The 14,665-nt window shown below is 63.9% G+C and carries 6 protein-coding genes (1 of these 6 cut by a window edge); 3 read left to right on the top strand and 3 right to left on the bottom strand.

Annotation, left to right across the window (positions count from 1 at the left end; genetic code table 11):
- Positions 1-168: 168 nt before the first annotated feature.
- Together J5M72_RS08090 and J5M72_RS08085 are read right to left on the bottom strand one after the other, a co-directional pair.
- Positions 169-1,995, bottom strand: coding sequence for a glycoside hydrolase family 15 protein (locus tag J5M72_RS08090; RefSeq protein ID WP_207865072.1), 1,827 nt, complete (start codon positions 1,993-1,995; stop codon positions 169-171).
- The gene (locus J5M72_RS08085; protein WP_207865070.1) at positions 1,988-2,788 is read right to left on the bottom strand and encodes a glucose 1-dehydrogenase; all 801 of its coding nucleotides are present in this window, start codon (positions 2,786-2,788) and stop codon (positions 1,988-1,990) included. Before J5M72_RS08085 ends, J5M72_RS08090 begins: the two co-directional genes overlap by 8 nt.
- A gap of 208 nt (positions 2,789-2,996) precedes the next feature.
- Here J5M72_RS08085 and J5M72_RS08080 point away from each other — a divergent pair, with 208 nt between their 5' ends.
- Positions 2,997-4,169, top strand: coding sequence for an MFS transporter (locus J5M72_RS08080; RefSeq protein WP_207865068.1), 1,173 nt, complete (start codon positions 2,997-2,999; stop codon positions 4,167-4,169).
- Between the two features lie 6 nt (positions 4,170-4,175).
- Here the strand turns inward: J5M72_RS08080 and J5M72_RS08075 are convergent, their stop codons facing one another.
- The gene (locus J5M72_RS08075; protein WP_207865066.1) at positions 4,176-5,309 is read right to left on the bottom strand and encodes a cupin-like domain-containing protein; all 1,134 of its coding nucleotides are present in this window, start codon (positions 5,307-5,309) and stop codon (positions 4,176-4,178) included.
- A gap of 127 nt (positions 5,310-5,436) precedes the next feature.
- Between J5M72_RS08075 and J5M72_RS08070 the strand changes: the two genes are divergently transcribed.
- Complete coding sequence (locus J5M72_RS08070; protein ID WP_207865064.1) at positions 5,437-6,174, top strand: alpha/beta fold hydrolase; 738 nt, start codon at positions 5,437-5,439, stop codon at positions 6,172-6,174.
- Positions 6,175-6,418: 244 nt separating this feature from the next.
- A protein-coding gene (locus tag J5M72_RS08065) for a non-ribosomal peptide synthase/polyketide synthase (protein WP_207865062.1) crosses the window boundary here: on the top strand, positions 6,419-14,665 show its 5' portion. It continues 4,164 nt past the right edge of the window; only the first 8,247 of its 12,411 coding nucleotides appear in the window; its start codon is at positions 6,419-6,421; the stop codon falls past the right edge of the window.

Raw genomic sequence — 14,665 nt, 5'->3', positions numbered from 1 at the left:
CAGGTTTTTGCAGGTCGCGCCTTCAACAAGTTGTATCGAAAGGAATCGATTGTGTGGGCCAGCCCTTCAACCACAAGGCTCGGGGGTGTTTGCCGTTCGTAGGTGGCCATCCTACAAACGGCGATTGGAGTTGAGATCTTTCCTACAGGCTCTGGCGAAGATGGATGACTACGGCTGCCAGTAATTCTTCTCCCCACTCAACTTGCGATCGAGAAAACTCGCCGCGCTGATCAGCGCCAGATGGGTCAACGCCTGAGGCGTGTTGCCCAGATGCCGTCCACGGTTGTCGAATTCCTCCGCGTACAGACCCAGCGGATTGGCGTAACGCAGCAGTTGCTCGAATTCCAGATGGGCCTTTTCCACTTGCCCGGCCCGAGCCAGACACTCGACGTACCAGAACGAGCATGCGGCAAAAGCGCCTTCAGTGCCCGACAAACCGTCGATGCCGGCATCGTCGTTGCGATAGCGGTAAACCATGCCGTCACGCACCAGATGCTTCTCGATCGCTTCCAGCGTCGCCAGCCATTTCGGATCCTTGGCGCTGACGAAGCGCACCAACGGCATCAGCAGCATCGAGCCATCCAGCGCGGTGCCGCCCTGGTATTGCACGAAATGCCCGCGCTCTTCGTTCCAGAAGTTGTCCCAGATGTCGGCGTGGATGGCCTGACGGGTCTGGTCCCAGCGGGCGAAGGGCGCCGGCAGCGAGCGTTTCGAGGCCAGGCGGATCGCCCGGTCCAGCGCCACCCAGCACATCAGGCGCGAGTGCAGGAAGTGATGTTGCTCACCGCGCATTTCCCAAATGCCTACGTCCTTGGTCTGCCAGGTCTCACAGACCTGATCGACCACTTCCATCACATGTTTCCAGCCTTCGTGGGAAATCGCGTCGCCGTATTTGTTGACCAGGTAAACGGCGTCCATCAGTTCGCCGAAGATATCCAGTTGAATCTGGTCGTAGGCACCATTGCCGATGCGCACCGGTTTTGCGCCGCCATGTCCCGACAAATGCGTGAGTTCGGTTTCCGGCAGTTCCTGGCGCCCGTCGATGGCGTAGAGGATGTTCAGCTTCATCGGCCGGCCGCTGCAATCGCTGACCCGCCCGCGCAGCCAGCGCATGTAGGCGTTGGCTTCGTCGACAAAGCCCAGGCGCATGAAGGCGTAGACGGTGAACGAGGCGTCGCGGATCCAGGTGTAGCGATAGTCCCAGTTGCGTTCGCCGCCGGGTGTTTCCGGCAGGCCGAAGGTGGCGGCGGCGAGGATTGCGCCGTGCTGGCGCGAGGTCAGCAGCTTCAAGGCCAGGGCCGAGCGGTTGACCATTTCCCGCCAGCGACCGCGATAGTTGGACTGGCCGATCCAGTCGCGCCAGAACTTCAGGGTGCGTTCGATGCACAACTGCGCGGCGCCTTCGGCAAAACGCGGATCGTCGCTGGCGCCGAGCATGAACGCCGCCGTTTCATCCTGCTTGAGGGTGAATTGCCCGACCGCTGCATCGTTATCGACGCTCAAGGTTTGATCCGAGGCCAGCCGCAGGGTCGGCTGCCCGCTGGCGCTGAACAGCACATCCTTTTGATCGATGACGGCGCGGGTTTCAGCGCGGGCATAGTCATGCCGAACGGCGCAGCGCAGATGAAACGTCGCCTGCCCGCTGACCACCCGCACCCGGCGCATCAACAGCGGCAGTGCATCGTCGTTGTCGCCGATGGGCAGCAGATCGGTGATTTCCACCACGGCGTGATCGCTGAGCCAGCGGGTTTGCAGGACGTTGGTGTCCGGCAGGTAAATCTGCTCGCGCCGGGCATCGGGCAGGTCCGGTGCGAGCTGAAAAATCCCCGCTTCGGGGGTGTCCAGCAGCGAGCAGAAGATCGACGGGCTGTCGAACTCCGGCCAGCAGAAGAAATCCACGCTGCCCTTGTCATTGACCAGCGCGGCGCTGCGCATGTCGCCAATGATGCCGTGGGCGTCGATGGGGCTTTGTCGTTCGCAAGGATGCTCAGCCATTGCCGCGGAACTCCGGATAGAGGCTCATGCCGCCGTCGATGAACAGGGTGGTGCCGACGATGTAGTCCGAGGCATCGGAGGCGAGGAACACCACCGCGTTGGCCACGTCCTCGACATCGCCGATGCGACCGTAGGGGATGAGTTTGAGCAGCGCTTGCCCGGCGTCGCCTTCGGTGGCGTCTTCATTGATGGCCGTGCGGATCGCTCCTGGCGCGATGCCGTTGATGCGGATTCGCTGGTGGCTGACTTCCTGGGCCAGGGTCTGCATCAATTGATCGACGCCGCCCTTGGACGCTGCGTAATTGACGTGCCCGGCCCAGGGAATGCGCTGGTGCACCGAGCTCATGTGGATGATCTTGCCGGCAGCCCGGGACACGCCTTCGCGCACGCCCTGGCGATTGAAGATCCGCAGCGCGGCGCGGGCGCAGAGGAACTGGCCGGTGAGGTTGACGCCAATCACCGCGTTCCAGTCGGCCAGCGACATATCCACCGCCGCCGCGTCTTTTTGCAGGCCGGAATTGGCCACCAGAATGTCCAGCGTTCCGAAGGCATCGAGGGTGTGCTGGAACAGTCGCTCCACGTCCTCTTCCTTGGACACATCCGCGCCGATGGCGATGGCCTGACCACCGTCGGCGACGATCTGCCGGGCCAGCGCTTCGGCCGGCTCGGCCTGCCGGTTGTAGTTGATGACCACGGCGGCACCGGCAGCGGCCAGGGCTTTTGCGGCGCCGTGGCCGATGCCGGAGCTGGCGCCGGTGACAAGAGCCACTTGGCGGGCGAGGGAAATCTGCATGCAGGGGTGCGCCTTGGGTTGGGGGCTTACTTAGCTGACTGATGGCCGGCGACGAGAGTTCATCCGCGTACATGAAATCATCGACAGCTTTATGCGGCAGCGATTGGCCTTGCACTCCACAGGGACTTCACACTCCACCAACAATTCCTCGCTTCCCCGCCCGTCAGGCTTTGTGGCAACTTGGCCGCCCCTGATGAGGCTGCATCCGATGGCAAACCCTTACCGCGAGTTGTTCAACGCACCCGGCGCCCGGGCTTTTGTGATGGCCGCGATGATCGCGCGCATGCCGATTTCCATGACCGGTATCGGCGTGATCACCATGCTCTCGCAATTGACCGGCGGCTACGCGCTGGCGGGTGGGGTGGCGGCGACGTTTGCCCTGGCCACGGCGTTTTGCGCGCCGCAGGTGTCACGGCTGGTGGACCGTTTTGGCCAGGGGCGGGTGCTGCCGGTGGCGGCGCTGATCGGCGGGGGCGCGCTGCTGATGTTGCTGCTGTGCACCCGTTTGCAGGCGCCGACCTGGACCCTGTTTGTCTGCGCCGCGCTGGCCGGTTGCATGCCGAGCATGTCGGCGATGGCGCGGGCGCGCTGGACCGAAATCTATCGCGGCCAGCCGCAGTTGCAGACGGCCTATGCGCTGGAGTCGGTGCTCGACGAAGTCTGCTTCATTGTCGGCCCGCCGTTGTCGGTGGGCTTGTGCGTCGGCGTGTTTCCCGAGGCCGGGCCACTGGCGGCGCTGTTGATGCTGGCGATTGGCGTGACGGCGTTCGTTGCCCAGCGCAGCACCGAGCCGCCGGTGCATCCGCACGAATCGCAGCATCAGGGCTCGATCATTCGTTCGACCGACGTGCAATGGCTGCTGGCGTTGATGCTCGCCATGGGCGTGATTGTCGGCGTGGTGGATGTGGTCAGTGTCGCGTTCGCTCAGCAGCAGGGCCAGCCGGCGGCGGCGAGCATTGTGCTGTCGGTGTACGCCATCGGTTCCTGTCTGGCCGGTATCGCCTTCGGCGCGATGCGCTCGAAGCTGCCGTTGCCCAGATTGTTTCTGTATGGCGGGATCGCGACGGCGGTGACCACGCTGCCGTTGCTGTTGGCGAGCAACATCTTCGGGTTGGCCGTCGCGGTGTTCATCGCCGGGCTGTTCTTCTCGCCGACCCTGATCGTGGCGATGGCGTTGATCGAACGCATCGTGCCGCCGGCGAAACTCACCGAAGGCCTGACCTGGCTGGTGACCGGTTTGAGCATCGGCGTGGCCATCGGCGCCGCTGGCTCCGGCGCATTGGTGGATGCGTTCGGTGCGCGCAGCGGCTTCTGGCTGGCGATTGCCGCCGGGGCGGTGGTGCTGGGCTCGGCGGTGCAGAGCTTTCGTCACCTCAAATAATGCCGGTCACCAGCCCCGGCCCGAGTTCACCCAGAAGTTGACGGAAAGCGACGTCGAGACGGACTCCACCTGATGGAACCAGCCTTCGGGCAGGAACAACAGATCCCCGGCCTCCAGGGTTACGCGCAGGAATGTCACGTCGCGGGCGGCGGGGAAGCGCTCATAATCCGGCGCGTCCGGGTTGAAATCGCAGCCGTCCAGCCCACCCTCGGGCGCAGTGGACCAGGTGCCCAGCGCTTCGCGGTGGTGGGGCGCGGCGAGGGTGAATTTCTTCTGGCCCCAGACCTGGGCGAACAGGTTGTCGGAGTCGTCGCGGTGCAGCGGCGTCAGCGTGCCCTTGGGGCCGATCCAGATCCGTGGCGGGATGAACAGCGACGCATCGAAATAGGGCGGGTATTTAATCTGCTGCATCAGGGCGGCCGGCAGGATGTTGTTGCCCATGTACGCCGGCGGCTCGCCGTCCGCGCCCTTGACTGCCGGGCTGTCCAGTGAGGCGATGAAATCGGCCATCGAGGTGGAACGGAAATCCCGTTCGGTGGAGAAGGTTTTCTTCACGTAATCGCCGTGGCGGGTGATGCCTTGCAGTTCGGCGAAATGCACCAGCGACTCTTCGCGGCTGAGCTTGAACAGCGGCCAGTCGTGCAAGGCATTGCTGATGACCACCGGCGTGCCGGCGGGCAGATAGCGCTCCTTGAACTCCTGAAGTGACAATTCGTTGCGCGGCCGGCGTTCGACGACGGTCTGCACCGGTCGTGCGGCGGTGATGGCTTCACTGCGGCGCGGCGGAGTCGGGTAGCGCTTGTTCATGTCGACCTTCTGCGCCGGCGCCCCCCCGTAGCGGGCGTGGTCGATGATCTGCGGCAGCATTGTCGCCAGGCCCATGTTGCCGCCGATCTTCAGCCGACCGCTGGCGAACAGTTCTTCGACGTTGGCAGTACCGGACATGATCCCGGCAAAATCGTCGGGCGCCACCTCAATGGTCACGTCCGGGCTCGGGTGTCGACCGGCCTCGGTGCGGGTGCTGGCCTTGACCTCGGACCAGCACGTCAGCTGTGGACCCAGCACGAATTGGAAAACGCCTTCGATGCCGACGGCGCCGGCATTGGCGAACAGTTTGCCCAGGATGGTCTGCAGGTCCACGGTGAATCCTCGTTGTTGTTTTGGCCTGAACGGTTAACGAGGGTTTGTGGGGGGAATTTAGTCAGCGCCGACTAATTTGCCCGGTCGTTGATCCGTACCTCATGAAGAGACATTTTTCGAGGGAAACGTGGTGAACAAGTTGACCCTGCTGTGCCTGCCGTACTCCGGCGCCAGTGCCATGGTCTACAGCCGCTGGCGGCCGAAGCTGCCGCAATGGCTGCAACTGCAACCGGTGGAACTGCCGGGGCGCGGCGCACGGTTCGACGAGCCGCTGCACACCGACATGCGCGTACTGGCGATGCAACTGGCCAGGGAATTGCGCCCGACACTCAAGACCCCTTATGCGCTGTTCGGCCACAGCCTGGGGGCGCTGATGGCCTGCGAAATCGCCCACGCGCTACGGGCGCTGGGCTGCCCGGAACCGGTGGCGCTGTTCGCTTCGGGCACTGCGGCGCCGACCATGCGCGCCGATTACGACCGCGGTTTTGCCGACCCGAAGACCGAGGCCGAACTGATCGACCAGTTGCGCACGCTCAACGGCACCAGCGAGGAAGTGCTGGCCAACGCAGAGTTGATGAGCCTGACCCTGCCGATCCTGCGCGCGGATTTCCTGCTCTGCGGCAAATTCCAGCCGTTGCAGCGCCCGTTGCTCAATTGCCCGGTGCATGTGTTGGGCGGCAAGGCCGACAAGGCCACCACCGAGCAACTGATTGGCTGGAGCAAGGAAACCTCCGGCAGCTTCTCGGTGGACATGCTGGCCGGCGGGCACTTCTTCATTCATGAACACGAAGCCAGGGTGCTCAAGGTGATCAAGGATCAACTGGAGGTGCATCACCGTCGCCATGCCATGGCTGCAACCGCCTGAGCACCGAAACGATCTGTGGGAGCGAGCCTGCTCGCGATAGCTATTTTGCAGACGATGCTGCGTTGTTTGTCGAACCGCCATCGCGAGCAGGCTCGCTCCCACAGGATTTTGTTTACCACTGAAATCCGCGCTTTACCTCCCGCCTGACACTTCTTCTCAATCGCTAATTTTTCCGGTCTGCATTCGTTTTATAGGGACGACGTGCCTTTGTGCGGCCTGTGCCTACTGATCCGGATGCCAAGAAATGAATGCAGAAGACTCCTTGAAACTCGCTCGCCGGTTTATCGGGTTGCCCCTGGAAAAGCGCCAGATGTTCCTGGCTGCCCTGGCGAAAGAAGGGGTGGATTTTTCCCGGTTCCCGATTCCCGCAGGCGTCGAGGCCGAGGATCGGCAGGCGCTGTCGTATGCCCAGCAACGCATGTGGTTTCTCTGGCATCTGGACCCGCAAAGCGGCGCCTACAACCTGCCGGCGGCGGTGCGCCTGACCGGTCGCCTGAACCAGTCGGCGCTGGAGCAAGCCTTCGCCAGCCTGATCGAACGTCACGAAACCCTGCGCACGGTGTTCCAGCAGCAGCCTGACGACAGCCTGCTGCAAGTGCCGCTGCAACAACCGCTGGACATCCAGCGCATCGACCTCAGCGATTTGCCTGCCGCCGAACGTGAAGCCCGTGTGGCCGCCGCCGCGCAGGAGCAATCGCTGCTGCCGTTCGATCTGGCCAACGGCCCGCTGCTGCGGGTGCGCCTGTTGCAACTGGCCGAGCAGGAACACGTGCTGCTGTTGACGCTGCATCACATTGTGTCTGACGGCTGGTCGATGAATGTGCTGATCGACGAATTCTGCCGCTTCTATGACGCCCACGATCAGGGCCGCGCTGCCGAACTGCCGCCGCTGGCGGTGCAATACAGCGACTACGCCCTGTGGCAGCGCCGCTGGCTGGAGGCGGGCGAACAGCAGCGTCAACTCGACTACTGGCTGGCGCAGATGGGCGACGAACATCCGGTACTGGAATTGCCGGTGGATCACCCGCGCCCGGTGCTGCCGAGCAATCAGGGTCGGCGTCTGGAACGCGTGGTGGACGCGGCACTGGTCGAGCAATTGCGCGGCATCGCCCGTCAGCACGGCGTGACGCTGTTCATGCTGTTGCTCGGCACCTTCAATATTCTGCTGCACCGTTACACCGGCCAGACCGACCTGCGCGTCGGCGTGCCGATTGCCAACCGCAACCGCCGGGAAATCGAAGGGTTGATCGGTTTCTTCGTCAACACTCAGGTGCTGCGCGTCGAACTGGACGGCCATACCTCCATCGCCGATCTGCTGCGTGACCTCAAGGAAACCGCCCTCGGCGCCCAGGCCCACCAGGACTTGCCGTTCGAGCGTCTGGTCGAGGCGCTGAAACTGGAGCGCAGCCTGAGCTACAACCCGCTGTTCCAGGTGATGTACAACCACCAGCCGGAAGTCGCCGACGTCACCACGCTCAAGGTCGGCAGCGGCCTGGAGCTGGGCGTCATCGAGTGGGAAAGCCGCAGCACCCAGTTCGACCTGAGCCTGGACACCTACGAGAAGGGCGGGCAACTGCACGCGGCGTTCACCTACGCCACGGATCTGTTCGAGCCGGAAACCATCGAGCGCATGGCGCGTCACTGGATGAACTTGCTGCGCAGCATCGTCAGCGATCCGCAGCAGCGCGTCGGTGAAATTGCTTTGTTGGAAACGACCGAGCTCGAACAACTGACTCAGGACTGGGGCCGTCACGACACCCAATGGCCGAGCGAGCGCCCGGTGCATCAACTGTTCGAAGCCCAGGCCGAACTGACAGCGGATGCCGTCGCGCTGATTTTCGACGGCCAGCGACTGACCTATGCCCAGCTCAACGCCCGGGCCAATCGCCTGGCGCGCACGCTGCTGGCGCAAGGTGTCGGCCCGGACGTGCTGGTGGGCGTGGCGGTGGATCGCGGACTGGAACTGATCGTCGCGATTCTCGCCGTGCTCAAGGCCGGCGGCGCTTATGTGCCGCTGGATCCGCAATACCCGAGCGATCGCCTGCTGTGCATGATCGAAGACAGTGGCAGCCGCTTGCTGCTGACCCAAAGCCATTTGCTCGACCGTTTGCCGGTGCCGCAGAACGTCCAGAGCCTGTGTCTGGATCAGGCCGAAATCAGGGCCCACACCGATGAAAGCAATCCGCAACGCACCGTGTGGGCCGACAACCTCGCCTACGTGATGTTCACCTCCGGCTCCACCGGTCGCCCGAAAGGCGTCGGCATCAGCCACGGAGCCCTGAGCAAACACGCATTCGCCTCGCAGCATTACTACGGCCTGAGCGCTGCCGATTGCGCGCTGCAATTTGCGACCTTCAACTTCGATGCATTCGGCGAGCAGTTGTTCGGCCCGTTGACTTGTGGCGCCTCGGTGGTGCTGCGCGGCAACGAAGTGTGGGACAGCGAAACCCTGTACCGGAACATTGTTGAACACCGCATCACGGTCATGGACCTGACCACCGCTTACTGGAACATGATCGCCAAGGAATTCGCCGCCGCCGGCCCGCGTGACTACGCGGCGCTGCGTCAGGTGCACAGCGGCGGTGAAGCGATGCCGCCGGAAGGCGTGCAGGCCTGGCGTCAGGCCGGGCTCGAACACGTCAAACTGCTCAACACCTACGGCCCGACCGAGGCCACCGTCACTGCGACCACCCTCGATTGCAGCGACTACGTCTTCGGTCGCCAGCCGTTACCGCTGACAATGCCGATCGGTCAGCCACTGCCGGGCCGTCACACTTATCTGCTGGATGCCGACGGCCAACCGACCCCGGTCGGTGTGGTGGGTGAACTGCTGATCGGGGGTGAATTGCTGGCGCGTGGTTACTTCCAGCGTGCCGATCTGACCGCCGAACGCTTCATTCCCGATCCGTTTTCCAGCACAGGGGCGCGCCTGTATCGCACCGGCGACCTGGCGCGTTACAACGCCCTCGGCCAGCTCGAATACGTCGGCCGCGTCGACCATCAAGTGAAGATCCGTGGTTTCCGTATCGAGCTGGGCGAGGTCGAAGCGCGCCTGCTGGAACTGAACGACGTCAGCGAAGCCGTGGTGCTGGCGGTGCAGGGCGGCAGCAGCCTGCAACTGGTGGCTTACGTGGTGCCGAAGCAGGCATCGGTGGTTGCAGCGAGCGCCGACGAACAAGGCGCGGCACGGGAAGCGATCAAGGCGCAGCTCAAGGACAGCCTGCCGGACTACATGGTGCCGACGCAGCTGTTGTTCCTCGCCGAACTGCCCCTGAGCCCGAACGGCAAACTGGACCGCAAGGCCTTGCCGGCACCGGACGCCAGCCAGATGCAGCAGGCGTTCGTCGCGCCGCGCAGCGAGCTGGAGCAGAAAATCGCCGGCATCTGGCAGGACGTGCTCAAGCTCGAACGGGTCGGCCTCACCGACAACTTCTTCGAACTGGGCGGTGATTCGATCATCTCGATTCAGGTGGTCAGCCGCTCGCGTCAGGCCGGGATTCATTTCAGCCCTCGCGATCTGTTCCAGCATCAGACCGTACAAGGTCTGGCCAGCGTGGCGCAGCAGGGCAGCGGTAGCGTGAGCATCGATCAGGGCCCGGTGACCGGCGAACTGCCGTTGCTGCCGATCCAGCAGGTGTTCTTCGAAGACCCGATTCCCCAGCGTCACCACTGGAACCAGGCGGTGCTGCTGCGCAGCCACCAAGCCCTGAACGCCGAAGCACTGTTGCAGGCGCTGAATGCATTGCTTGCCCATCACGACGGCCTGCGTTCGCGCTTCGTTGAAGGCACCGAAGGCTGGCGTGCCGAAGTGGCGCCAACGGCTTATGATCCGGAACTGTTGTGGACCGCCGACACGCTGGCCGACAGCGAACGGCAAGCGCTGTACGCCAAGGCCCAGCAAAGCCTGAACCTGCAAAACGGCCCGCTGCTGCGCGCGGTGCTGGCGACCGTCGCCGATGGCAGTCAGCGTCTGCTGCTGGCGGTGCATCACCTGGTGGTGGACGGTGTGTCGTGGCGGATTCTGCTGGAAGACCTGCAACTGGCTTATCAACAGGCTGCGCAAAAAAACGCAATCAAACTGCCGGCGAAAACCAGCGCCTACAAGGTCTGGGGCGAGCATCTGCAAGCTTATGCCGCGACCGAGTCGTTGCAGGCCGAACTGGGATTCTGGAAGCAACAACTCGACGGCGCGGCACTGGATCTGCCCTGCGACAACCCGCAGGGCAGCCTGCAAAGCCGTCACGCCCTGGTGCTGCACAGCCGCCTCGACAAAACCTTCACCCAGCAATTGCTGCAACAGGCCCCGGCCGCTTACCGCACACAGGTCAACGATCTGCTGCTGACCGCACTGGCGCGAGTCATCAGCCGCTGGACCGGCCACGCCGACACCCTGATTCAGCTGGAAGGCCACGGCCGCGAAGACCTGTTCGACGACATCGACCTGACCCGCACCGTCGGCTGGTTCACCAGTCTGTTTCCGGTACGTCTGACCCCGGCGGATTCCGTTGCGGCGGCGATCAAGCAGGTCAAGGAACAACTGCGCGCCATTCCGAACAAAGGCATCGGTTTCGGTGTTCTGCGCCATCTCGGTGATGCAGCCACCCGGGCCAGTCTCAAGGCATTGGCAATGCCGCGCATCACCTTCAACTACCTCGGCCAGTTCGACGGCAGCTTCGATGCCGAGGACGGTGCGCTGTTCAGCCCGGCCGGTGAAAGCGCCGGGCTGGAGCAAAGCCTCGACGCGCCGCTGGACAACTGGCTGGGCGTCGAAGGCCAGGTCTACGACGGCGAACTCGACTTGCGCTGGACCTTCAGCCGCGAGCAATTCAACGAGGTGACCATCGCCCGTCTCGCCGAGGATTACGAGCGCGAACTGCAAGCCTTGATCAGCCATTGCTGCGACGCGGATTCGATGGGCGTGACGCCGTCGGACTTCCCGCTGGCGCACATCGATCAGGCGCAACTGGACGCGATCCCGGTGCCGGCCGCGGGCATCGAAGACATCTATCCGCTGTCGCCGATGCAGCAGGGCATGCTGTTCCACACCTTGTACGAACAGGGCGCCGGTACTTACATCAACCAGTTGTGCGTCGATGTCGATGGCCTTGATCCCGAGCGTTTCCGCGCGGCGTGGCAAGCGACCATGGACGCCCACGACATCCTGCGCAGCGGCTTCATCTGGCAGGGCGAATTGCAGGAGCAACTGCAAATCATCCATCGCCAACTGGCGCTGCCGTACACGCTGCTCGACTGGCGTGAACACAGCGACATCGCCCAGGCCCTCAAGGATTTCACCGCCGCCGATCTGGCCGAAGGGTTCGATCTGACTCAGGCCGGGCTGCTGCGCGTGACCCTGATCCGCGTCAGCGATAACCGACATCACCTGATCTTCACCAACCATCACATCCTGATGGACGGCTGGAGCAGCGCGCAGATGCTCGGCGAAGTCCTGCAGCGTTATGCCGGCCAGCAACCCCCGCGTCCGGTCAGCCGTTACTCGGATTACATCCAGTGGCTGCAACGTCAGGACGCGGCGGTCAGCGAAGCGTTCTGGCTGCAACAACTGGCGGATTTCCACGAGCCGACCGTGCTGGCGCAAGCTGCGGCCGGCGGTGGCGAAGTTCGCAGCGAGGTCGGTCATCTGCTCAAGCATTACGACCTTGAAGCGTCGCGCACCCGTCGTCTGAATGCGTTTGCCCGGGAGCAGAAAGTCACCGTCAACACCTTGGTGCAAGCCGCGTGGCTGCTGCTGTTGCAGCGCTACACCGGCAGCGCCTGCGTGGCGTTCGGCACCACCGTGGCCGGGCGTCCGGCGGAACTGGTGGGCATCGAGCAGCAGGTCGGCCTGTTCATCAACACCTTGCCGCTGATTGCCGGCAGTCGTCCGGACCAGAGCGTAGCCGCGTGGCTGGCGGCGGTGCAGGCGCAGAACCTGTCGCTGCGCGAGTTCGAACACACACCGCTGGCGAGCATTCAGCGCTGGGCCGGGCAGGGCGGCGAGTCGCTGTTCGACACGCTGCTGGTGTTCGAGAACTTCCCGATTTCCGAAGCGCTGCAACACGGCACCGCCCAGGGCGTGGTGTTCGGCGAAGTTGCCAACCAGGATCAGACCCACTATCCGCTGACCCTCGGCGTGACGCTGGGCGAAACCCTGGCGCTGCACATGAGCTTCGACCAAGCGCATTTCAGCGTCGCCACGGTCGAGCGCCTGAGCGCGCAGTTGCTGCATCTGCTGGAACAGTTCGCCGAATCCGCCGAACGTCGTCTTGGTGAAATCGCTTTGGCCACGGCTGACGAACATGCGCGGCAACAGGCGCAAAATCATCCGCAGGCGTACCCGACCGATATCGCCGTGCACCAGCGCTACGCCCGATTGGCGGCGCAGCAACCGGATCGCACGGCGGTCATTTTCGATGGCAAGCATTACAGCTACGGCGAACTGGATGCCCGGGCCAACCGTCTGGCCCATGAACTGGTGGCCCGTGGCGTGCGCGCCGAAGTGCGGGTCGGCGTGGCGATGCCGCGCGGCGAAGGCCTGATCGTTGCCTTGCTGGCGGTGCTCAAGGCCGGCGGCGCCTATGTGCCGCTGGATACCAGCTACCCGCGCGAGCGTCTGGCGTACCTGATGCAGGATTGCGGGCTGGCGCTGCTGCTGAGCGATTCCCGCGTGTCGGCGCAACTGCCGATCGACGACGCCATGAGTGTGCTGGAACTGGATCGCCTCGACCTCAGCGGCCATTCGGCGCAGGCGCCGGTGGTGACGATCGATCCGGACAACCTGGCCTACGTGATTTACACCTCCGGCTCCACCGGCAACCCGAAAGGCGTCAGCGTCACCCACGGGCCGCTGGCGATGCACTGCCTGGCCATCGGTGAGCGCTATGAAATGCGCGACAGCGATTGCGAATTCCACTTCATGTCGTTCGCCTTCGACGGCGCCCATGAGCGCTGGCTGACCAGCCTGACCCACGGCGGCTCGCTGCTGATCCGCGACGACAGCCTGTGGACACCGGAGCAGACCTACAACGCGATGATCGAGCACGGCGTGACCGTGGTCGCGTTCCCGCCGGTGTACCTGCAACAACTGGCCGAACACGCCGAGCGCGTGGGCAATCCGCCGCCGGTGCGCATCTATTGCTTCGGCGGTGATGCGGTGCCGAATGCGAGTTTCGAACGGGTCAAGCGTGCGCTGAATCCGGAGTACATCATCAACGGCTACGGCCCGACCGAAACCGTGGTCACGCCGCTGATCTGGAAGGCCGGTCGCGATGTGCCGTGCGGCGCCGCGTATGCGCCGATCGGCAGTCGCATCGGCGACCGCAGCGCCTACGTGCTCGACGCCGATCTGAACCTGCTGCCGCAAGGCATGGCCGGCGAGCTGTACCTCGGTGGCAGCGGCGTAGCCCGTGGTTACCTGAATCGTCCGGCGATGACCGCCGAGCGCTTTGTCGCGGACCCGTTCAGCGCAAGCGGTGGCGTGCTGTACCGCACCGGCGATCTGGTGCGCCAGCGTGCCGACGGCACGTTTGACTACCTGGAACGCATCGACAACCAGGTGAAGATCCGTGGTTTCCGTATCGAACTGGGTGAAATCGAAGCCAGCCTGCAAGCCCTCGACGGCGTGCGCGAAGCGGTGGTCGTGGCCCAGGAAAGCGCCGGCAGCAAACGGCTGGTGGCGTACGTGGTTGGTGATTCGCAACAGGCGGATTTCGCCGAGCAACTGCGGGCGCAACTCAAGGCCAGCTTGCCGGCGCACATGGTCCCGGCCTACGTGCTGACCCTTGAGCGCATGCCGCTGACGCCGAACGGCAAACTCGATCGCAAGAACCTGCCCAAGCCTGACGTCAGCCAATTGCAGCAGTCTTACGTGGCGCCGCAAAGCGCGCTGGAGCAGCAACTGGCGACGATCTGGCAGGACGTGCTGAAGCTGGAACGCGTCGGCCTGACCGACAACTTCTTCGAGCTGGGCGGCGATTCGATCATCTCGATCCAGGTGGTCAGTCGCGCCCGTCAGGCCGGGTTGCGCTTCACCCCGAAAGATTTGTTCCAGCACCAGACCATTCAGGCGCTGGCCAATGTGGTGCAGACCGGCGAGCCGGTGCAACCGATCGATCAGCAACCGGTGACCGGCGAAACGGCGTTGCTGCCGATTCATCAGTGGTTCTTCGCCCAGCCGATTCCCGACCGTCATCACTGGAACCAGTCGGTGATGCTCAAGGCCGCTCAGCTGTTGGATGCTTCTGTTCTGGAGCAGGCACTGGATGCGCTGGTCGTGCATCACGACAGCCTGCGCCTGGACTTTGCCGAGCAACCGCAGGGCTGGACGGCGCAGTACCGCGATGTTGAAACCCGGGCCGGCGAAACCGTGCTGTGGCAAGTCGAGGTCGCCGATCTGGCGGCCCTTGAAGTGCTGGGCAATCAGGCCCAGCGCAGTCTGCAACTGAGCGGCGGTTCGCTGATCCGTGCGGTGCTGGCGAACCTGGCCGATGGC

It is taken from the genome of Pseudomonas sp. 58(2021), from assembly GCF_017491585.1.
GTDB lineage: Bacteria > Pseudomonadota > Gammaproteobacteria > Pseudomonadales > Pseudomonadaceae > Aquipseudomonas > Aquipseudomonas fluorescens_BT.
The sequence above is the reverse complement of the archived record's forward strand: the minus strand, read 5'-3'. Positions and strand labels throughout refer to the sequence as shown.